This window comes from Pseudokordiimonas caeni, assembly GCF_026719705.1.
Lineage (GTDB): Bacteria > Pseudomonadota > Alphaproteobacteria > Sphingomonadales > Kordiimonadaceae > Gimibacter > Gimibacter caeni.
Window position 1 is genome coordinate 1,074,651 of sequence record NZ_JAPPRR010000001.1, and the last position, 21,526, is coordinate 1,096,176.

The 21,526-nt window shown below is 60.8% G+C and carries 18 protein-coding genes; 13 read left to right on the forward strand and 5 right to left on the reverse strand.

The genetic code is table 11. The features are described 5' to 3' along the window. The first annotated feature begins 66 nt into the window (after positions 1–66). Entirely contained in the window at positions 67–897 is an 831-nt protein-coding gene (locus OU694_RS04860; RefSeq protein WP_308909850.1) for an alpha/beta hydrolase, read from the forward strand. Here the strand turns inward: OU694_RS04860 and OU694_RS04865 are convergent. Beyond that, complete coding sequence (locus OU694_RS04865) at positions 864–2,762, reverse strand: ABC-F family ATP-binding cassette domain-containing protein (protein ID WP_308909851.1); 1,899 nt, start codon at positions 2,760–2,762, stop codon at positions 864–866. The two genes, OU694_RS04860 and OU694_RS04865, sit on opposite strands and share 34 nt — an antisense overlap. 119 nt (positions 2,763–2,881) lie before the next feature. Between OU694_RS04865 and ndk the strand changes: the two genes are divergently transcribed. After that, entirely contained in the window at positions 2,882–3,304 is a 423-nt protein-coding gene (gene ndk, locus OU694_RS04870) for a nucleoside-diphosphate kinase (RefSeq protein ID WP_308909852.1), read from the forward strand. Positions 3,305–3,429: 125 nt separating this feature from the next. Here the strand turns inward: ndk and purN are convergent, their stop codons facing one another. Together purN and purM are read right to left on the reverse strand one after the other, a co-directional pair. Continuing rightward, positions 3,430–4,089: a phosphoribosylglycinamide formyltransferase gene (gene purN / locus OU694_RS04875; protein WP_308909853.1), complete on the reverse strand. Its 660-nt coding sequence runs from the start codon at positions 4,087–4,089 to the stop codon at positions 3,430–3,432. A gap of 8 nt (positions 4,090–4,097) precedes the next feature. After that, the gene (purM, locus tag OU694_RS04880; RefSeq protein ID WP_373460206.1) at positions 4,098–5,228 is read right to left on the reverse strand and encodes a phosphoribosylformylglycinamidine cyclo-ligase; all 1,131 of its coding nucleotides are present in this window, start codon (positions 5,226–5,228) and stop codon (positions 4,098–4,100) included. Positions 5,229–5,358: 130 nt separating this feature from the next. On the opposite strand from purM, the gene OU694_RS04885 reads away from it, so the two are divergent. The 5 genes from OU694_RS04885 to OU694_RS04905 are packed head-to-tail and all read left to right on the forward strand — an operon-like array spanning position 5,359 to position 12,029. Then, on the forward strand, positions 5,359–6,450 hold the full coding sequence (locus OU694_RS04885; RefSeq protein WP_308909855.1) for a hypothetical protein: 1,092 nt from the start codon (positions 5,359–5,361) through the stop codon (positions 6,448–6,450). A 2-nt stretch (positions 6,451–6,452) separates the two neighbouring features. After that, the gene (locus tag OU694_RS04890; RefSeq protein ID WP_308909856.1) at positions 6,453–7,580 is read left to right on the forward strand and encodes an AI-2E family transporter; all 1,128 of its coding nucleotides are present in this window, start codon (positions 6,453–6,455) and stop codon (positions 7,578–7,580) included. Next, complete coding sequence (locus OU694_RS04895) at positions 7,558–8,226, forward strand: P-loop NTPase family protein (RefSeq protein ID WP_308909857.1); 669 nt, start codon at positions 7,558–7,560, stop codon at positions 8,224–8,226. Before OU694_RS04890 ends, OU694_RS04895 begins: the two co-directional genes overlap by 23 nt. 56 nt (positions 8,227–8,282) lie before the next feature. Beyond that, complete coding sequence (locus OU694_RS04900; protein ID WP_308909858.1) at positions 8,283–10,526, forward strand: RNA degradosome polyphosphate kinase; 2,244 nt, start codon at positions 8,283–8,285, stop codon at positions 10,524–10,526. Between the two features lie 3 nt (positions 10,527–10,529). Then, positions 10,530–12,029, forward strand: a complete 1,500-nt coding sequence (locus OU694_RS04905) for a Ppx/GppA phosphatase family protein (RefSeq protein ID WP_308909860.1) — start codon at positions 10,530–10,532, stop codon at positions 12,027–12,029. 44 nt (positions 12,030–12,073) lie between these two features. Here OU694_RS04905 and rnd read toward each other — a convergent pair whose 3' ends face one another. Next, on the reverse strand, positions 12,074–13,240 hold the full coding sequence (gene rnd / locus OU694_RS04910; RefSeq protein WP_308909861.1) for a ribonuclease D: 1,167 nt from the start codon (positions 13,238–13,240) through the stop codon (positions 12,074–12,076). 209 nt (positions 13,241–13,449) lie between these two features. Here rnd and aspS point away from each other — a divergent pair, with 209 nt between their 5' ends. The 4 genes from aspS (at position 13,450) to panB (ending at position 18,712) form a co-directional block, all read left to right on the forward strand. Next, complete coding sequence (gene aspS / locus OU694_RS04915) at positions 13,450–15,228, forward strand: aspartate--tRNA ligase (RefSeq protein WP_308909862.1); 1,779 nt, start codon at positions 13,450–13,452, stop codon at positions 15,226–15,228. 80 nt (positions 15,229–15,308) lie between these two features. Then, positions 15,309–16,856 (forward strand): glutamine-hydrolyzing GMP synthase, encoded by a 1,548-nt coding sequence (gene guaA / locus OU694_RS04920; RefSeq protein ID WP_308909864.1) that lies wholly within the window; start codon positions 15,309–15,311, stop codon positions 16,854–16,856. Positions 16,857–16,885: 29 nt separating this feature from the next. After that, on the forward strand, positions 16,886–17,680 hold the full coding sequence (locus tag OU694_RS04925; RefSeq protein WP_308909865.1) for an FkbM family methyltransferase: 795 nt from the start codon (positions 16,886–16,888) through the stop codon (positions 17,678–17,680). Positions 17,681–17,860: 180 nt separating this feature from the next. Next, a complete protein-coding gene (gene panB, locus OU694_RS04930; RefSeq protein WP_308909867.1) occupies positions 17,861–18,712 on the forward strand; it encodes a 3-methyl-2-oxobutanoate hydroxymethyltransferase in 852 nt (283 codons plus the stop codon). A gap of 6 nt (positions 18,713–18,718) precedes the next feature. Here panB and OU694_RS04935 read toward each other — a convergent pair whose 3' ends face one another. Continuing rightward, positions 18,719–19,144 (reverse strand): NIPSNAP family protein, encoded by a 426-nt coding sequence (locus tag OU694_RS04935; RefSeq protein ID WP_308909868.1) that lies wholly within the window; start codon positions 19,142–19,144, stop codon positions 18,719–18,721. 263 nt (positions 19,145–19,407) lie between these two features. On the opposite strand from OU694_RS04935, the gene OU694_RS04940 reads away from it, so the two are divergent. After that, a complete protein-coding gene (locus OU694_RS04940) occupies positions 19,408–20,154 on the forward strand; it encodes a tetratricopeptide repeat protein (protein ID WP_308909869.1) in 747 nt (248 codons plus the stop codon). Next, positions 20,151–21,494: a PQQ-like beta-propeller repeat protein gene (locus OU694_RS04945; RefSeq protein ID WP_308909870.1), complete on the forward strand. Its 1,344-nt coding sequence runs from the start codon at positions 20,151–20,153 to the stop codon at positions 21,492–21,494. Before OU694_RS04940 ends, OU694_RS04945 begins: the two co-directional genes overlap by 4 nt. The last annotated feature ends 32 nt before the right edge of the window (positions 21,495–21,526 follow it).

The following is a 21,526-nucleotide window of genomic DNA, read 5'->3' on the forward strand; positions in this document are numbered from 1 at the left end:
TCTGAAAGCCTGATGTGTAGACCATCCCCCCGGCGGCATGCACATATCTTTGACAATGAGGACACAATGCTGAAGCGGCTGTTTGCTGTGGCGATATTTCTTTGGCTTGCCGCCTGTGGCTGGCTTTATGGCTGGCAGGAGAATGTGTTGTTCCATTTTCTGCCGGTGGACGAAAGCCACGCGTTCGCCTTTGACATGCCGACACGGGAAGTCTGGCTTGACCGGCCGGATGGCGCCCGGCTCAATGGTGTTGTCTTTCTGGCGGACGAGCCACGCCGCGGCGCGATTGTCTATTACAAGGGTAACGCGGGCAATGTGGGGCATTCGGAAAGCATGGCGCGCATTTTCACACCGCTCGGCTTCGATGTGGTGTCCATGGATTATCGGGGGTTCGGCAAAAGCCGGGGTGAGATGAGCGAGGACGCTCTCATTGACGATGCCGTTGCCTGGTATGATTGGACGAAGGCGCGTTATGCCGAAGAGGACGTGCGGATCGTCGGCTATTCGCTCGGCACCAGTCTTTCAGCCCAGGTGGCGGAGCGCCGCCTAGTGGGCGATGTGATCCTGTTCGCCCCGATGAAATCGGTGCTTGATGTCGGCCAACGGCGCTATCCCTTCGTGCCGTCATTCCTCGCGCGCTATCCGCTGAGGAGCGATCTGGCGCTGGCGGATGCAGGCGCGTCCCGCATCGTGATCTATCACGGCACAGAGGACGAGGTGATTCCGCTTGCCTCGGGGATCGAACTCAAGCCGCTGCTCGGGCCGGACGACGCGTTCGAGGTGATCGAGGGGGCAGACCATGTAGACCTGCCATGGCGGCCCGAGGTGACCGCAGATATCAGAAGGCGCTGGGGGCGAGGATTTCAGTCAGCAAATTCGGCCGAGGCCGCATCATAGGCTTCTTGCGCTTCAAGCCACGCCATTTCGGCGTCCTCGAGAAGCGCTTTCTGCTTGGCGAGATCGACCTGCAATGAGGTGACCTTGGCGGTCGCGGCAGCGTCCTGACTTGCATAAAGGGCAGGGTTGCCAAGCTTTTCCTCGAGGCCGGCGACGAGCACCGACAGCTTCTCGACCTTGGCTTCGGCGCGTTCGGCCTCGCGGCGCAGGGGGGCGAGCTTCAGGCGGACGTCGGCGGCCGCCTGCCGCTGCGCCTTGCGGCTGCTGTCGGACTTATCCACTTTATCGGCTCTGTCGCCGCCACGTTCCTTCAGAAGGTGGACGCGGTAGTCGGCAAGGTCGCCCTCGAAGCGCTTCACATCGCCTTTTTCCACCAGCCACAGCCGGTCGGCGCAGGCTTCGAGCAAGTGGCGGTCGTGGCTGATCAACACCACGGCACCATCGAAATCGTTGATGGCGTGAATGAGCGCCTCGCGGCTGTCGACATCAAGGTGGTTGGTCGGCTCGTCCAAAATCAACAGCTGGGGGGCGTCGAAGGTGCACACCGCAAACATCAGCCGGGCTTTCTCGCCGCCAGACAACGACTCGATGGGGCGGTCGGCCTTGTCGGCACCGAAGCCGAAGCTGCCGAGGCGGGCGCGCACCTTGGCCTCGATCGCATCAGGCATCAGCTTTTTCATCTGATCAAGCGGTGTCGATTTCGGGTTCAGTTCATCCAGCTGATGCTGTGCGAAATAGCCGACCTTCAGGGCCTTCGATTTGCGGCTGCTACCGTCCATGGGGGCAAGCCGGCCGGACAGCAGCTTGGCGAAGGTCGATTTGCCGTTGCCGTTGGCGCCCAGAAGCGCGATCCGGTCATCCATGTCGATCCTCAGATCGAGCTTCTTGAGGATAGGGTGACCCACCTCATAACCGACCGACGCGCCTTCAAGCGCGATAAGGGGCGACGAGAGCGGCTCCGGGTTCGGGAAGCGAAAGGGGATCGTCTCGGACGTTGCCATCGTGGCGATAGGCTGCATCTTTTCAAGGATTTTCAGGCGGCTTTGCGCCTGCTTGGCTTTCGAAGCCTTGGCCTTGAAGCGGTCGACAAACGCCTGAATATGACGGCGTTCGGCTTCCTGCTTGGATTTGAGCGCGGCCTGACGCTCCATCTTCTCGGCGCGCAGTTGCTCGAACCGGTCATAGCCGCCGGTGTAGATATTCAGTTTGCCGCCTTCGAGATGGACGATATGGCCGACGGCATTGTTGAGAAGGTCCCGGTCATGGCTGACGATCAGCACGGTATAGGGATAGCTCTTGAGGAACGTCTCGAGCCAGATCACGCCTTCGAGGTCGAGATAGTTGGTCGGCTCGTCAAGGAGCAGGAGATCGGGCTCGTTGAAGAGCACGCAGGCGAGTGCCACCCGCATTCGCCAGCCGCCAGAAAAGCTCGAACAGGGCCGGGCCTGCGCTTCCTCATTGAAGCCGAGGCCCTGCAGGATCGTGGCGGCACGGGCGTGGGCTGTGTGGGCGCTTATATCGGCAAGGCGCGTGTGGATTTCGGCGATCCGATGCGGGTCGGTGGCGGTCAGGGCTTCGGCTTCGAGCGACACCAGTTCCTTGTTCGACTGGATCACAGTCTCCAGCAGGCTTTGCGGACCGCCGGGGGCTTCCTGACCCACATGGCCAAGCCGCGCGGAGGGGCGCACCTTTACCTCACCCGATTCCGGGGAGATCTCGCCGAGGATCATCTTCAGGAGCGTCGATTTGCCAGCACCGTTCGGCCCCACAAGGCCAACCTTGTGACCGGCGGGCACAACAACGGTGGCCTGATCGATCAGGAGGCGGTCGCCAATGCGGTAGGTTATGTCGGTGATATGCAGCATGCGCGCGGCTCTAGCATGGCCTTTGCTCCCGCGCAATGGGGGGCTTGTGGCTTTCCGAAACGGACGCTATAAGGCCGCGAACCGATTCTTATCCCCGTCCAGAAACAAGGAATTTCAAGATGGCCGTGCAACGCACCTTCTCGATCATCAAGCCGGATGCTACCAACCGCAACCTGACTGGCGCGATCAATGCCAAGCTCGAAGCTGCTGGCCTGCGCATCGTTGCCCAGAAGCGCATCCAGATGACCCAGAAACAAGCCGAGACCTTCTACGCTGTTCACAGCGCGCGTCCCTTCTTCGGCGAACTGGTTGAGTTCATGACCTCGGCTCCGGTCGTTGTTCAGGTTCTCGAAGGTGAAAACGCAGTCGCGAAAAACCGCGAAGTGATGGGTGCCACCAACCCGTCGGAAGCCGCTGAAGGCACCATCCGCAAAGAGTTTGCCCTCTCGATCGGCGAAAACTCGGTCCATGGTTCGGATTCGGCTGAGAACGCAGCGATCGAAATCGCCCAGTTCTTCGCTGGCAACGAAATCGTCGGCTAATCCCATCCGGGACTGCCGAAACGGAAAGGCCGGTCATTTGACCGGCCTTTTTGTTTGTCTTATGTCGTCATGCCGGGCCCCGGCCTGGTATCCAGCGGCACAGGGGGCCTGAAATGGACCCCGGATCAGGTCCGGGGTGACGTGATGTCGGTGAGATTTTCACCAAGGTCGACACCGCCCCCGTAAACCACGCGGCCATCTTCCACCGTCACCTTGCCCTCGGCAATCAGGCGGACGATGGCGGGGTAAAGCCGGTGTTCCTGCACCTGGATACGTGCGGCGAGCGTGTCGGGTGTGTCGTCCGGCAGCACGGGGACCACGGCCTGCGCGATGATCGGGCCGTTGTCGAGGTCCGGGCGCACATAATGGAGCGTGCAGCCGGCGAAACGCACACCATCCGCAATCGCGCGGGCGTGGGTATCAAGGCCCCTGTAGGCAGGCAACAGAGACGGGTGAATGTTGATCATCCGGTCGTGCCAGCGCTCGATGAAGCGGTCCGAAAGGATGCGCATGAAACCGGCGAGGCAGATGAATTCCACCCCCGCTTCCGTCAGTTTTTCATGCATCGCATCGTCGAAGGCCTCGCGGCCGTCGAAATCCTTGTGGCTGATGACAGCAACCGGAATACCGGCGGCCTCAGCGCGAGCAATGCCTCCGGCTGTGGCCTTGTTCGAAATGACGAGGGCGATTTCAGCCGGATAGCCAGCGGTCGCACAGGCATCGATCAGCACCTGAAGATTGGTGCCGGACCCCGATATCAGGACGCCGAGCTTCAGCTTCGCCATTGTCTGTGTCAGCCCGTGGTGATGGCGGACCAGTCGGCCGCTTCGCCCCAGGTGCCGGCCTTACCGGTGACGAGGCAGGTGGGCTTCTCTTCGCCCTTCACGACCTTGCCGATGATGACGGCGTCTTCACCCTCGGCTTTCAGGAGCGCGAGGGCAGCGTCAGCATTCTCGGGCGCGACCACAGCCACCATGCCGATGCCGCAGTTGAAGGTGCGGGCCATTTCAGCGGCGCGGATATTGCCTTCGCCCTGCAGCCACGAAAAGAGCGGCGAAAGTGTCCACGCGCCGCTGTCGATCACGGCTTGCGTGCCTTTGGGCAGCACGCGCGGCACGTTTTCGGTGAAGCCGCCGCCGGTGATGTGCGCCAGCGCCTTCACATAGCCGGCGCGAACGCCCTTGAGGCAGCTTTTCACATAGATTTTGGTCGGTGCAATCAGGGCTTCACCAAGCGTGCGGCTGGCATCGAACGGCGCCTTGTCACTGTACTTATAGCCCTTGTCGCCCACGATGCGGCGCACCAGCGAATAGCCGTTCGAATGAACGCCGGAGGAGGCGAGGCCGATGAGGATATCGCCTTCAGTGACGGTCGAGCCGTCGATCATGGTGCCGCGCTCTGCCGCGCCCACGGCGAAACCGGCAAGGTCATAATCCTTGTCCTGATACATGCCGGGCATTTCGGCGGTTTCGCCGCCGACGAGGGCCGCACCTGCCTGACGGCAGCCTTCGGCGATGCCGGCGACCACGGCGGTCATCTGTTTCACATCCAGTTTGCCGGTTGCCATATAATCAAGGAAGAGAAGCGGCTCGGCGCCTTGCACGACGAGATCGTTCACGCACATGGCGACAAGGTCGATCCCGACCGTGTCATGCAGCCCGGCATCGATCGCGACCTTGAGCTTGGTGCCCACACCATCGGTGGCGGCTACAAGGATCGGGTCGGTGAAGCCCGCAGCGCGCAGGTCAAACAGGCCGCCGAAGCCGCCAAGGTCGGGGTTCGAGCCCGGCCGCGCGGTGGATTGAGCAAGCGGTTTGATATTGTCGACAAGCGCTTCACCCGCATCGATATCGACGCCGGCATCCTTGTAGGTATAAGACTGTTTCGTATCGCTCACGGCTCGGTTCGTCCTTACTTCCGCCATATCGGCGCCTTACGGGGCTGGCAATCGATCTTTGCGGCGTTATAGTGTCGCCTGCGCGGATATGAAAGGGCTTATGTACAGGATTTTGAAGAGAGCGGCGAGCCTGATGACGGGGCAGGTGAGGGCGGCAATGCGCCTTCCGGCCCTTGGTCTTGTGCTCATGCTCGGTGCGTGGATGCCGGCAGTGGCGGAAGACGGCCTCGAAACCCTTTTCACGATTCGCGACGTGGCGGTGGATGAAACCGCCCGCGATGCCCTGCGCGCCCGCGAACAGGCCCTGCGCGTTGCCGAAAACAAGGCATGGGACAAGGTCATCGACAAGCTGACCCGCGTGGCTGACCGCGACAAGCTGCCGCCGCTTTCCTACGAGGAACGCCGCCGGTATGTGAGCGGGATTGAGGTCCTGAAGGAACAGGCCTCCAGCAACCGCTATGTGGCGAGCCTCAATGTGCGGTTCGAGCCGGAGCTGATGATCCGGCTGTTCACAGAAAACGGTGTTGGCCATGTGTTGTCGCTCGGGCAGCCGCTTCTGGTGCTGCACGGCCACACGCGCGGCATTTTCACCCATTTCCTGAGCGAGGACGCGACCTTGCTCGCTGCCCGCGAACGCGTTGACTGGGTCAATCGCCTGCGCCCCTATATCTGGCCGGCGGCGACGGAGGCCGAGCGCGAGAACTTCTCATGGCGGCAGATCGTCAGCGGCAACCAGGCTCATCTGGCGCCGCACCTGCGCGCCTACGGGGTGCCGCGCGGACTGGTGATCCAGAGCAGTTGGGTGGAACGCGACGGCATGGGCTCGCTCGCGTTCCGCGCTTATGAAAGTGACGGCACCGAAGAATTGCTCGCGGACGTGATCGAAAAGCCGGCTGGTCCCATGGCCGAAGAAGATGCGATTGCCGAAATGTATGACGCCATTATCGGCGTCGAGGAAAAGGCATGGCGGCAAAGCCAGCTGGTGGACGCCGGGGCAACCGGGTCGATTGAGGCCGATGTGGCGGCGGAGCGGATCGAGACGCTTCTCGAAATCGAGCGGCGGCTTGACCGGGTCACGCTCGTGACCGGGTATCGCCGCCTGACGCTTGCCTTGCCGCTCAGCCGTATCGCACTTGATTTCGCAGGGCGCGAGGAACAGCTGATCGTCGCCATGAAACAGGTGGGACTTGAGTTTGTAGGCGAGGGCGAAAGCCGCCGCCTGACCCTCAGCGAAGCCGGAAGGGAATGACCATGACGCTGTCGCGCTGGATGTGGATCGCCGGGTTTCTGCTGTTTGTCGGGTTCCTGTATCTGACCAAAGGCATTCTACTCCCATTCGTTCTCGGGCTTGCCATCGCGTATCTGATGGACCCGGTGGCCGACCGGCTGGAGGCGATGAAAGTGCCGCGCAGTATTGGTGCTGCCATTGTCATCGCCGTCTTTTTCCTCGCTGTTATCGGCATCCTCCTTGCGTTCTGGCCGTTGCTGCAATCGCAGCTTGCCAACATGTCGGAAAAGCTGCCGGCAACGCTCGCCAACTTCAGGCCGTGGCTCAACAGCATGCTGGCGGGCCTTTCGGAGCGTTTCGGGGTCGTGGTGCCGACAGATGTGGAAGGGGTCCTCTCCGGCGTCAGCAGCGATCTTCTTGCAAAAGTCCAGGACAGTGCCGTGAAGCTTGTCTCCGGTGGTCTCGCCTTTTTCAACATCATGGGGATGGTGCTGATCTCCCCCGTCGTCGCCTACTATCTCCTGCGGGACTGGGACCTGATCGTCGCGCGGGTCGATAGCTGGCTGCCACGTCATGTGGCGCCTGATGTGCGCGAACAGGCAGCAAAGATCGACGAGGTTCTGGCCGGTTTCGTGCGGGGGCAAGTCTCGGTCAGCCTGTCGATGGGGTTGATTTTCGCCGTCGGCTGGGCGCTTATCGGACTTGATTATGCGCTCGTGCTCGGTCTTCTCGGCGGTATTCTTGGCATCATACCCTTTGTCGGTGCGTTCCTTACCGCACTCGTCGCTTTCGTGCTGGCCATCGGGCAGTGGGGGCTCGATCCCTTGAATCTGGCACTTGTGGCCGGCGTGTTTGTTTTCGGACAGATCATGGAAGGATCCTTCCTGACCCCGCGTTTCGTGGGCGACCGGGTCGGCCTGCATCCCGTATGGGTGCTGTTTGCTGTGTTTGCGGGCGGCGAGGTGATGGGCTTTGTCGGCGTGCTGGTGGCGCTGCCTATGGCGGCTGCCATCGCGGTGCTTGTGCGTTATGCCATTGATCGTTATCTCGACCATTATGAACTGCATCCGGTCGCCGTGAATCAGGAGCCGAGCCCTGCAGCCCTCGAAACCATGTCGGAAGACGACCGTGAGCCGCCAGTTACCCCTTGACCTGACCCATGCCGCGAGCTTCGATCTGGCCGATTTCATGGTGTCGTCGATCAACCGGCAAGCCTTCGACATGATCGCTGGCTGGCCTGACTGGCCGGCCCATGCCGTGGCGCTGGTGGGTCCGGCGGGCTGCGGCAAGACGCATCTCGGGGCCGCGTGGGCCACGATCAGCGACGCGGTCCGCGCCGAACCCGACATGGCGCCCGAAAGCGTTGCGGCAGGCGCGCCCGTGCTGATTGAAGATGCCGACCGGGTAGGGTTCGATGACACTCTCCTGTTCCATCTGTTCAACTGGACGCGAGAAACCGGCGGGCGCATTCTTTTCACAGCGCGCACAGCGCCGACGCGTTGGCCGGTGACACTGCCGGACCTGAAATCCCGGCTCGCCACCGTGCCTGTGATGGCGATCGAGGCGCCGGACGATGACCTCTTGCGCATGATCGTCACAAAACTGTTTTCTGATCGGCAGTTGCAGGTCGATCCTGCAGTGATAGACTATATGATGATGCGGATGGACCGTTCGTTTGACGGAGCACGGCAACTGGTAGCAGCGATGGACGCGCGTTCGCTGGCTGGAAAGCGTGAGATTACCAAGCATCTCGCCCGTGAATGCCTGGACGAACCCACTGTCGCAAAAGAGTCATAAAGGCGGGTTACTGGAGCGGGATGCATTGAGCCCGTCCAACCGCAAAGGAGCCTTCGATGGCAGACGATATCGCGAGTGACGCTTCGGTGAACCCGATCCGGCAGCCGGAGGCCAAGCCGGCAGAGTCCGGGGGGCTGCCATCGCGGGAGGATATTGTCGCCAATATTGCGGCGCTGACGCCCCATGACAAATATCTGAACCGCGAGCTCAGCTGGCTGAAATTCAACATGCGGGTGCTGGAGGAGGCCGAAAATTGCCGCCATCCGCTTCTGGAGCGCGTGCGCTTCCTGTCGATCTCCGGCGGCAACCTTGACGAATTCTACATGGTTCGGGTCGCGGGGCTGAAGCAGCAAAGCGACATGGGCGTGCAGGTGCGCTCGGAAGACGGCCTGACGCCGGCCCAGACGCTGGCACGCGTTGTCGATTACGCCGAACAGCTGATGGACAAGCAGCAGGAGGTATGGGCGACACTGAAGCGTGAGCTGCGCGAATCCGGGATCATGCTTCTGGACCGCGGCGAAGTGACGGCGACGGACCGGGAATGGATCGAAAGTTATTTCCTTGAAACCGTCTTCCCGCTGCTGACGCCCATTGCGGTGGACCCGGCGCACCCGTTTCCCTTCATCCCGAATTTCGGCTTCACGATGGTGTTGCAGCTCGCCCGCAAGAGCGACAACCGGGAAATGGTGGCGCTGTTGCCGGTGCCGCAGCATGTGCAGCGCTTTATCCGCGTGCCGGGCGAGGGCGTTCGTTTCATCTCCATCGAACATATGTTGACGCTTTTCTTCGACCAGCTTTTCCCGGGTTACCGGGTGGATGGCGACGGCATGTTCCGCGTGATCCGCGACAGCGATATGGAGATCGAGGACGAAGCCGAAGATCTGGTTCGCGTGTTCGAAAGCGCCCTGAAGCGTCGTCGCCGCGGCCGGGTGATCCGCCTGAAGGTGGAAAGCGACATGCCGGAAGGCCTGCGCAATCTGGTGATTTCGCGTCTTGATGCCGATGCCGATTCGGTTGTCATGTTCGATGGCGTCCTTGGCATCAAGGATATTTCCGAACTGATTGTCGATGATTTCCCGGACCTGAAGTTCAAGCCCTACAACCCGCGCTTCCCGGAACGCGTGAAGGATTTTGGCGGCGATATCTTCAAGGCGATCGCCGCCAAGGATTTCGTTGTCCATCACCCGTATGAAAGCTTCGATGTCGTCCACCAGTTCCTGGTGCAGGCGGCGAACGACCCCGATGTGGTGGCGATCAAGCAGACGCTCTACCGTGCCGGTTCGCAGTCGCAGATCATCAACGCGCTCATCAGGGCCGCCGAAAACGGCAAGTCCGTGACGGCGGTGGTGGAGCTGAAAGCGCGTTTTGATGAAGAACAGAATATCAAGTGGGCGCGCGACCTGGAGCGCGCCGGCGTGCATGTGGTATATGGCTTCATCGACCTGAAGACCCATGCCAAGGTTTCGATGGTGGTCAGGCGCGAAGGCGGTAGGCTCAGGTCCTACGTTCACTTCGGCACTGGCAACTATCACCCGATCACCGCCAAAATCTATACCGACACATCCTTCTTTTCGGCCGATCAGGCATTGGCGCGCGACGCCAACAAGATGTTCAATTACCTGACCGGCTATATCGAGCCCACCTCGCTTGAAAAGCTGGTGCTGTCTCCCTTCATGATGCGGTCGCATCTCAAGAAGCTGATCGACCGCGAGATCGAATTTGCGCGCAGCGGCAAGAAAGGTGCGATCTGGATCAAGGTCAATTCGCTGTTGGATCCGGCGATCATCGACAAGCTTTACGAAGCTTCGATGAACGGGGTGCAGGTGGATATCATCGCGCGCGGCATTTGTACGCTTCGGCCCGGTATTCCGGGGCTTTCCGAGAATATCCGGGTCAAATCGATCGTCGGGCGGTTCCTCGAGCATTCGCGCATCTGCGTGTTCGGCAACGGGCACGGCCTGCCGTCGCGCTATGCCAAGGTCTTTATTTCGTCGGCTGACTGGATGCCCCGGAATTTTGACCGCCGGGTTGAAACGCTGGTACCCATCGAGAACCCGACGGTGCTTGAACAGATCATGGGCCAAATCATCGCCGCCAACCTCAAGGACAATATGCAGTCCTGGGCGATGCGGGCCGATGGGTCCTATATCCGTATCCGGCCGGAGGAAGGCGAAGAACCGTTTGCCTGCCACGACTATTTCATGCGAAGCCCGTCCATGTCTGGCAGGGGTACAGCCTTTACGCGCGAACGCATCATGCCGCTTGTCACCTACGATCCCGCCGACAAAGAGGACATCTAGTATATGACAGAGACTTACGCCGAGGCGAAAAGCTATATCGCAGTGATCGATATCGGCTCGAATTCCGTACGCCTCGTCGTTTTCTCCGGCCTTTGCCGCGTGCCGGATACCGTTTTCAACGAAAAGATCATGTGCGGCCTTGGCAGTGCCATCGGCACCACGGGCAGCATGAGCGAAGAATCGGTCGAACTCGCCATCTCCACGCTGAAACGTTACCGTGCGCTGTGCGACCAGATGGGGGTTGGCGAGATTGTATCGCTGGCAACGGCTGCGGTGCGCGATGCCGGGAACGGCGAAGACTTCGTTCGCCGTGTGAAAGAAGAATGCCGGCTTGACATCCAGGTGATCGAAGGGCCGGAAGAAGCCCGTCTTTCAGCGCTTGGTGTGCTGTCGGGCGAGCCTTCGGCCAAAGGCGTGATCGGGGACCTCGGCGGCGGGTCGCTCGAACTGGTGCGTATCCATGACGGCGACGCGTTCGAGCGCCGGAGTCTTGAAAAAGGCCCGCTGAGGCTCATGAGCAAGTTTGGCGAGGACATGCGCGCCATGCGGCAGCATGTTAAAAACTCGCTGATGGAAGTTGAGTGGCTCGATCACCGCGAGGGCGATTCCTTCTATCTCGTCGGGGGCGCGTGGCGGAACATCGCCCGGCTGATGATGAAGGAACAGTCGAACCCGCTGCCGATCCTGCAGGGCTACCGCGCGGCCGGCAGTGAAATGGCAGCCTTCTGCGACCGGCTGGCGATGCTGCGTCCGGCTGATATCCCGTTCGGTGACCTGCTGAACGAGCGTCGCCGGCAGGTTATCCCGGTGGCCGCCATGATCTTGCGCGAGGTGCTGCGCGTGCTGCGGCCGCGCTATGTGATCGTTTCTTCGTTCGGGTTGCGTGAAGGGGTTCTTTTTGACCGCCTTACGCCGGAGGAACGCGCGGAAGACCCGTTCCTATACAGCTGCCGTCATCTGGCGGAAGAGCGCTGCCGGTTTGCCGAGCATGCGGACATCCTGTTTGACTGGACGCGGCCGCTGTTCCGTTCGGGCGATACCGAGCGCGATGTGGACCGCGACATGCTGCACATGGCCATCTGCCTTCTGAGCGACGTGGCTTGGCGTGGCCATCCGGACTTCCGTGCTGAAAAGGCGGTCGAGACAGTCCTTCATGGTAATTTCGTGGGCGTGACGCACCGGGAACGCGCCTATGTTGCCCTCGCGCTCAATCAGGCTTATGGCGCGCCGCTGAACGTGCCGCATGTGGCGGGCGTGCTGCAGTTTTTGAAGGTGGAGGAAATCCACGAAGCGCGGGTGATGGGAGCGGCATTGCGGCTTGCCCAGCGCCTGTCGGGTGGTGCCGCCGACGCGATCAGGCTTTCGAGCCTGACCATTGCGCGGGGCAAGATCGTGTTGAGCGTGCCGAAGTCGCAGTCGGAAATCGCCAACGATGTGGTGTTCAAGCGGCTGCTGCAACTCGGCCAGCTGCTGGGCCGCCAGGCAACCATCCAGACGGTTTGATCGGCTTTAGAGGCTGAAAAGAGAAGAGGGGGCTTTGCGCCCCCTCAGTCATATTCTTCTTCGAAAAGCTCGACCACGTCGATGTCGCCTTTCCGGGCGGTCAGGCCGAGCGTGCCTTTCATCAGCTTCTCGGCATCAGCCCCGAAAATCTCGTAGCGCCATCCGTGCATGGCCCTGAAATCGACCTTGTCGGGCTCGGAGGCCCAGGCTTCAAGCTCCTGCGCTGACGCGACCATGCGCGGCGCTACGCGGGCTTCGTCGCATTTGATCTTCAGGAGAACTTTCAGAAGGTCAGCCATCGGGGGCGTGGCCGGGCGCGGCTTTGCCTTTTCGAGATGAGGCAGGTCGTCTTCGCTCATTTTCATGGCGCGGTCGACAGCGGCCAGAAGCGCAGCACCGCCCTTGGAACGGCCAAAGCCTTTCGGCAGTCCGCGGATCTTTTCAAGCGCTTCTTCGCTGGTTGGCGGATGGGCCGCAATTTCAAGGATGGTTTCATCCTTGGCGATACGGCTGCGGGGCATGTCGCGCTCCTGTGCCTGCACTTCGCGCCATGCACAGAGTTCCTTCACGATGCCAAGGAACCGCGGCTTCGAGGTGCGAACCTTGAGCCGGAGCCAGGCCTCGTCGGGCTCGGTCTTGTAAAGATTCGGGTCCATCAGGGCCTGCATCTCTTCCTCGACCCACGCACCGCGGCCGGTATCGGCCAGTTCCTTCGAGAGCTTGCGGTAGATCTTGCGCAGGTGTGTGACATCACCCAGCGCATAATGCAGCTGCGTATCGGTCAGCGGACGGCGTGACCAGTCGGTATAACGGGCCGACTTGTCGAGGCTCGCCCGCGCCAGCTTCTGCACCAGCGTCTCGTAGCCAACCGACTCGCCAAAACCGCATACCATGGCGGCAATCTGGGTATCGAACACGGGGCGGGGCAGGTCACCCGACAGGAGATAGAAAATCTCCAGATCCTGACGGCAGGCGTGAAGCACCTTCACGACATTGGTGTCGGCCATCAGCTCGAAGAAGGGAGCGAGATCCATGCCCTCGGCCAGCGGATCGATGGCGTGTGCGCCCTGATCGTCCGCAACCTGAATGAGGCAGAGTTTAGGGTAATAGGTATGGTCGCGCAGGAATTCTGTATCGACCGTGATGAATTCAGCTTTTTTCCACTCGTCGCACAATGCGGCCAGCGCTTCAGTACTCGTAATCGGCTGCATGCCTGCTTCCATTAAAGTTACAGGGTTTGTCATACACAGCTTTTTCGTGTCCGTCACGCCTTCAGTGGATGTTGCGCGCCTGAGCGCAGCATAAGGGCCCTCTCGCGCGTGCGGGGTCTTGACAATAGGGGGCTTTCATGCGCTTTTGCGCCGAAATCATGACCCTTTCCGGGTCACGGCAAACTATCCTGAAACAAGGACCGTCTGACATGCACGCCTACCGTACCCATACTTGTAACGCGCTCCGCGCCGCTGACGTCGGGCAGACCGTCCGCATCGCTGGCTGGGTTCACCGCAAGCGCGATCATGGCGGCCTCCTGTTCATTGACCTGCGCGACAATTACGGCATCACCCAGTGCGTGTTCGATACCGACAGCGCGGCTTTCAAGGATGCCGAAGCGGTTCGCGCTGAAAGTGTTATCTCGGTTACCGGCCGGGTTAAACAGCGCACGGCTGAGACCGTGAATGCCGACCTGCCGACTGGCGAGATCGAGCTTTATATCGATACGATGGAAGTGCTGTCGGCGGCGGCGGAACTGCCGATGCCGGTGTTCGGTGATACCGAATATCCAGAAGATATCCGCCTCAAGTACCGCTTCCTTGACCTCCGCCGCGAGCGCCTGCACAAGAATATTCTTCTGCGCGCCGGTGTGATTTCGAGCCTGCGTCGCCGCATGACGGAAGCCGGCTTCACTGAATTTCAGACCCCGATCCTGACGGCTTCAAGCCCCGAAGGTGCGCGCGACTTCCTCGTGCCGGCTCGCCAGCATCCGGGTAAATTCTATGCCCTGCCGCAGGCCCCCCAACAGTTCAAGCAGCTGATCATGGTGTCGGGCTTCGACAAATATTTCCAGATCGCGCCTTGCTTCCGCGATGAAGACGCCCGTGCTGACCGTAGCCCCGGCGAATTCTATCAGCTCGATATCGAGATGAGTTTCGTGACGCAGGATGACGTGTTCGGCGCAATCGAGCCGATCCTCGTGGGCGTGTTCAAGGAATTCTCGGACAAGAAGGTCACGGAAGCGCCGTTCCCGCGCATTCCCTACAAGGAATCGATGTTGAAATACGGCAACGACAAGCCGGACCTCCGCAACCCCATCGAAATCCAGGATGTGACGGAAATCTTCCGTGGCTCCGGTTTCGGCATCTTCGCCAAGATGGTGGAAAGCGGTTCTGTCGTGCGTGCAATTCCGGCGCCGGGCGCCGGCGTGCAGCCGCGCAGCTTCTTCGATAAAGCCAACGATTGGGCGAAGCGCGAGGGCTATGCCGGGATGGGCTATGCCAACTTCAAGGATGGCGAGGCCGGTGGCCCGATTGCCAAGAACCTTGGCGAAGAGCGTGTGAAGCAGCTTGTCGATCAGCTGAACCTCGGCCCCAACGACGGTGTCTTCTTCGTTTGCGACAAGGAAGCCGGTGCCGCGAGGCTCGCAGGCCTTGCCCGCACGAAGGTGGGCGAAGACCTTGGCCTTATCGACAAGGGCGAGTTCAAGTTCTGCTGGATCGTCGACTTCCCGATGTTCGAATATAATGAGGACGAGAAGAAGATCGATTTCTCGCACAATCCTTTCTCGATGCCACAAGGCGGGATGGATGCGCTCCTCAACAAGGATCCGCTCGAGATCAACGCCTTCCAGTACGATATCGTCTGTAACGGCGTGGAACTCTCCTCAGGTGCCATCCGTAACCACCGTCCGGACGTGATGATCAAGGCGTTCGAGATTGCCGGCTACGACGAATCCGTCGTGGAAAGCAAATTTGGCGGCATGCTCAACGCGTTCAAATATGGCGCCCCGCCGCACGGTGGCCTCGCCCCCGGCGTGGACCGCATGGTGATGCTGCTGGCGGACGAGCCGAACATCCGGGAGGTCATCCTGTTCCCGATGAACCAGAAGGCGGAAGACCTGATGATGCAGGCGCCAAGTACGGTGGAGCCGAAGCAGCTGCGCGAGCTGCATATTCGCACCGTCGAGCCGGTGAAGAAAGACTGACGAAACGAAGACAGGGGCCCGCACGCGCGGGCCTCTCCCATTAGAAGTCCTCTCAGACAGGAACACAGGGAACCGAACCTATGAACGACAAGATTCTCATCCTCGATTTCGGGTCCCAGGTGACCCAGCTGATCGCCCGGCGCGTTCGCGAGGCCGGCGTTTACTGCGAGATCGTCCCCTTCAACAAGGCGGATGAGGTGCTGGACACCTTCGGCGCTGCCGGCGTGATCCTCTCGGGTGGACCTGCAAGTGTGACCCACCATGACACACCCCGCGCGCCCGAACGCCTGTGGACCATGGGCCTGCCGGTACTTGGCATATGCTACGGCCAGCAGACAATGGTGGCCCAGCTTGGTGGCAGCGTCACCGCGTCCGACCACCAGGAATTCGGCCGTGCCTTCGTCGATGTGAAAGCCGGTTGCGCGCTGTTCGATGGCGTCTGGAAGGTTGGTGACCGCGAGCAGGTCTGGATGAGCCACGGCGACCATGTGGACCGCCTGCCGGAAGGCTTCTCTGTCGTGGCAACCAGCGAAGGCGCGCCTTTCGCGGCTGTTGCGGATGAATCCCGTCGTTTCTATGCCGTTCAGTTCCATCCGGAAGTGGCCCATACCCCACACGGGGCGGCCCTTATCCAGAATTTCGTTAAAGGCATTTGCGGCCTTAAGGGCGACTGGACGATGGCAAGCTTCCGCGAAACCAAGATCCGCGAAATCCGCGAGCAGGTGGGCGACGCCAAGGTCATCTGTGGCCTTTCGGGCGGCGTCGACAGCTCGGTTGTGGCCGTGCTGCTGCATGAAGCCATCGGCGACCAGCTGACCTGTGTGTTCGTCGACCACGGCCTGATGCGCCTTGGCGAAGCCGAGCAGGTGGTGAGCCTGTTCCGCGAGCATTATCACATCAACCTTATCCACAAGGATGCAAGCGACCTGTTCCTTGGCGAACTCGCCGGTGTCACCGACCCTGAAGTGAAGCGCAAGACCATCGGCAAGCTTTTCATCGACGTGTTCGAGGAAGAAGCCAAGAAGGTCGGCGGTGCCAAATTCCTGGCGCAGGGCACACTTTACCCAGATGTGATCGAATCCGTTTCCTTCATCGGTGGTCCTTCGGTGACGATCAAATCGCACCACAATGTGGGCGGCCTGCCGGAGCGGATGGACCTGAAACTCGTGGAGCCCCTGCGTGAATTGTTCAAGGACGAAGTCCGCGCCCTTGGCCGCGAGCTTGGCCTGCCGGATAGCTTCGTCGGTCGCCATCCCTTCCCGGGACCGGGCCTCGCGATCCGCATCCCCGGCGAAATCACCCGCGAGAAATGCGACATCCTCCGCAAGGCGGATGCTGTATATCTTGAGGAAATCCGCAATGCCGGGCTTTATGACGCCATCTGGCAGGCTTTCGCCGTGCTCCTGCCGGTGAAAACCGTGGGCGTGATGGGCGACGCGCGGACCTATGACTATGTCTGTGCGCTCAGGGCGGTGACCTCCACCGACGGCATGACCGCTGACTATTATCCGTACCCGCACGATTTCCTCGGCCGCGTGGCCACCCGCATCATCAATGAAGTGCGCGGCGTGAACCGGATCGTGTACGACATCACCTCGAAACCGCCCGGAACCATCGAGTGGGAGTGATAAGCGAACGACTGGACGGCTGACCTGCCATGCACGACAAACACAAGCTCAGGCGTTTCCTTTGGCGGACTTATGCGCGCGCTGTTCTCGTCGGCCGGATCAGCCTGAAGGGCTATCTGCGCTACAAGTTTGCGCGCGATGGTGCGGAGGTCCGGCTGACGGCCCTCGGTCGGCCGATTGTCGTGCGGAAGGGAACGCCGGATCTGCAGGTAGCCATGAGTTGTCTCAGTGGCGAGTTTGCAATGCTCGCGCGCCTTTTCCCGCGGGACTATGACGGCACAATCGTGGATGCTGGCGGCTATATTGGAACAGCTGCGATGGCCTTCGCGGAAATGTACCCCAATGCCCGGGTGATAACCATTGAGCCATCACCTGAAAACCTGTCCTTGCTGCGTCGTAACATCGCGCCTTACAAGAATATCAGCGTTGTAGAGGGGGTGTTGGCTGCAAGTTCCGATACGCCGCTCGCCCTGAAGGATCGCGGCACAGGTGCCTGGGGCTATTCCGTGGTTGACATCCCCGAAGACGAAAACGACGAGAATATTTCTCTTATTGCCACGGTTCCGAGCTTTCGGATATGCGACCTTGGCGTTGATCCCGGCATTATCGGCATCTTGAAGCTCGATATCGAAGGAGCCGAAAAGGATCTCTTCGAAAACGAGGCGGAGGCGCTGGAGCAGATTCCGGCGGTGATAGCCGAATTGCACGACCGGATCGTCAAGGGCTGTACCGAGGCGTTCATGAGCTTCTCCCGGAACCGCTGGATTGTGCCGGAGAAGGGTGAAAAGTTCCTTTCGCTGTCGAGAATGCTCCGCCAGCAATAGGCCCGCAGGGCAGGGTGGCTTCGCTCGCCTGCTTCCAAATTGCACTTTAATTGCACTGCACAAAATGCGACAAATTACCGGCAAACAGTGATTGCGGCCCCGCATCCGTGTGTGAACGGCCTACAGTCATGGTAGAATATGCGGCGCTGCCGCAAGGTCCGGAAGTGAAAGGGAACGATCATGTCGACGACCCCGCAAGACCTGCATGTGGATGCGCGCCCGGCGCGCGCCCTGACGGCGAAGGAAATCATGGCCCGCAAGGGTGGCACGCCCATCGTGTGCCTGACCGCCTATGTCACGCCCATGGCGGCGCGGCTCGACAAGCATTGCGATCTTCTTCTGGTTGGCGACAGCGTGGGCATGGTGCTTTACGGCATGGAATCGACCCTCAGCGTCACGATCGAGGACATGATCCGTCATGGCCGTGCCGTCACGCGCGGCGCCAAGCGTGCCATGGTCGTGGTCGACATGCCTTTCGGCACCTATGAGGAATCGAAGGAACAGGCCTTCCGGAATGCCGCCCGCATCCTTTCGGAAACGGGGGCGGCTGCCGTGAAGCTCGAAGGTGGTGTGGAAATGGCCGAAACTGTGCGCTTCCTTGTCAATCGCGGGATTCCAGTACTCGGCCATGTCGGCCTGATGCCGCAGGCAGTTCATACGAACGGTGGCTATGGTGCGCGTGGCCGCACGGTCGATGAATGGAAGCCGATCATCGATGACGGCAAGGCGATTGCCGAGGCCGGCGCCTTCGCCGTTGTGCTTGAAGGCGTGGCGGAGCCCCTGGCGCGCAAGATCACCGATGAAGTGCCGGTGCCGGTGATCGGGATTGGGGCATCGAACGCCTGCGACGGCCAGATTCTGGTGACCGAAGACATGATGGGTCTTTTCGCCATCAATCCGAAGTTCGTGAAGCGTTTCGCCGAAATCGGTAACGCCATCGAAGGCGCCATCGAGGCTTATGCGGGCGAGGTGCGCAACCGCACCTTCCCGGGCGAAGAGCATACCTACAAGATGCGTGGCGCCAACGCCTGACCTTGCCTATTTGGCAAGGGCCGGCGAATAGGGCACGGGTGCCAGCGTCATATCGGTGATACCATTAACGAATGTGCCATGCCGGGCGCCGGTTTCGCGCTTGATGGCTTTCCATTCGGTATCGGCCATGAAGCGCGTCCAGGCGACCTTCATGGCCATCTCGTCCTGCCAGTCCAGCAGGTAAACGAACTGGAGCTTGCCTTCTGGCGAACGGGATTCCCAAATAGCGCGGATGTTGAAGCCGTAGCGTTTCATGATCCGCGCCGCGTGATCGCGGAACCGGTCGTTGAAGGCGGCGCGATTCTCTTCCGGGATCTCGTAGATCCGAAGCTGCTGGATATGGCCGCTGAACATGGGTTCTGCGGCGGCAATGCTGGTAGCAGGGCCGGCCAGAAGAACAAGGCTTGTGATGGCGGCGAGTGCAAGGCGCATGGGTTGCTTCCTCCTTTTTCAAGTCCCCTGTCGGGGGCTAGCACAATAGACGGGGCAGGGGAATCCTGCCTGCGGTGAAAAGGGCCCTTGGTGCGATGAAAAGCCTGCCGAAAAAACACCACAATCGGCTGGTGTCTTCGCGTTTGCTTCCTTCGGCGGCTTTGGCTATGGTAGCCGCCGATTGAGGGGCCTCGAGCCCTGTCATAACAAAGATATTATCCCGCCGCCGGGGCTCTGGCGGCCCAAACACTGGGGAGTTAGGTGTGTCGGACCAGAATCCCGATCTCGTCTTTCAGGAAGTCGATGAGGAGCTGCGCCGGGCGCGGATGAATGCGCTGTGGAAGGCTTACGGCAAGTATGTCATTGCCGGTGCCGTGCTGATCGTGCTGCTCGTTGCCGGACGGGAAGGCTGGCGCGCCTATGTGCACAGCCAGGAAGAGGCGCAGTCGACCGTGTTCGGCGAAGCTTCGAAGGCGGCCGACAAAGCCCTGCAGGATGGCGGCAGCCCGCTCGCGGTATGGCAGGACGTCATGCCGAAGCTTGAGGGTGGCTATGAGGCGCTTGCCGGCCTGCGCGCAGCGGGCGTCGCCCTTTCCGAAGGCAAGGTGGACGCAGCCCTTGAAGCCTATGCAGCGGTTGAAGCGTCCGATGCTGACATCAGCATGAAGGAGCTGTCGTCGCTGCTGGCGGCCATGGTGCAGATCTCCCACAAGGGTGATCTGGATGGCGCCCGCGCTCGTCTTTCGGGCCTTGTAGGCCATGAACATCCCTGGAGCCATTCGGCGCAGGAGCAGCTCGCCCTTCTCGATCTGCGTGCCGGTGACCTCGACAGTGCTTCCTCGCGCTTCTCGTCGCTTGCAAACGATAGCGAAACGCCGCAGTCGATCCGCAGCCGTGCGACCGAATTCAACCAAATGATCGATGCCCGCAAGGCAGCCGCTGCCCCGGCGGAGGAAGAAACAGCCCCGGCCGCCAGCGATGAAGCTGCCACCGAAGGAGAGGCTCAATGACACGTACTTCGAGCCTCTTCGGTCGGATCATCATGATTGCGGCTGCTGCGTCGCTCGTTGCGGCCTGCTCGGGCGGCGGCGACAAGAAGCCCAAGAATAAATATGACGATGAAGGCCGGGAACGGGTATCCGTCCTGACCTCGACCCAGCTCCTGGATGCCGACGAAGCACTTTCCGGCATCACCGTGACCCTGCCGCCGGCCTATCGTAACCTCAACTGGGCGCAGCCTGGCGGGAACGAAGCGCACCTTGCCCAGCATCTGGAAATCGGCGAGACGCTCTCGCGGGCATGGTCCCGGTCCTTCGGGCGCGGCAATCAGGACTATGAGCGTATGGTCGCTTCGCCGGTTTCTGCAGAAGGCAAGGTTTTTGCGGTTGATTCCCGTGGCGATGTAGCCGCTGTTTCTCTGTCGGACGGTTCGCCGCTTTGGACGGCTGAAATCCGTAGCGAAGAACGCAGCGATGTGGGATTCGGTGGCGGTGTTACCTATGCGGGCGGCGTCGTCTATGCGACGTCCGGCTATGGTTTTGTGGTGGCGCTTGATGCGAGCACGGGTGCAGAGCGCTGGCGGTTTGATGCCAGTGTGCCCTTCCGCGGTGCGCCGACCGTAACGGCAGGTCGCGTGATCGCCGTGACCCATGACAACCGCATCGTTGCCTTGAATATCGACGATGGCTCGCTGGTTTGGGATCAGGTCGGCATTGCTGAAAGCGCAGGTATGCTTGGTGCCGCGACCCCGGCGTCTGATGGCCAGACGGTCGTGGCGGCGCTGTCGTCGGGCGAGCTGATGGCCATGCGGGCCGGCAACGGCCGTATCGTGTGGCAGGACGCCCTCACAGCATCGCAGCGCCTTACCCCGCTTGCTACCCTTGCTGATGTTGATGCCCATCCGGTGATCGATCGCGGCAAGGTCTATGCGGTCAGCCACGCAGGCACGATGGTTGCCATTGATATGCGTTCGGGCGAACGTTCGTGGGAAACCGATATTGCATCCGTTTCCATGCCCTGGATTGCCGGCAACTTTGCCTATATGACCACCATCGACGGGCAGGTGGCCTGTATCGCCCTCGGCGATGGCCGTGTGCGCTGGGTGGCCCAGTTGCAGCGCTTCACCAATCAGGAAAAGCGCAAGGGCCTGATCAGCTGGAATGGCCCGGTGCTGGCCGGTGACCGCCTGCTGGTGGCATCAAGCCATGGCTATCTTGTCAGCGTTTCGCCCTATACGGGCGAGGTGCTGAGTGCCACCGAACTGCCGGCTGGCGTCACCACCGATGCGATCGTGGTGGATGGCACCTATATTGTGATCACCAATGACGGAAAGCTGGTGGCCTACCGCTGAGGAGCGGTGGCCCCGGCCATCCTGGATAAAAA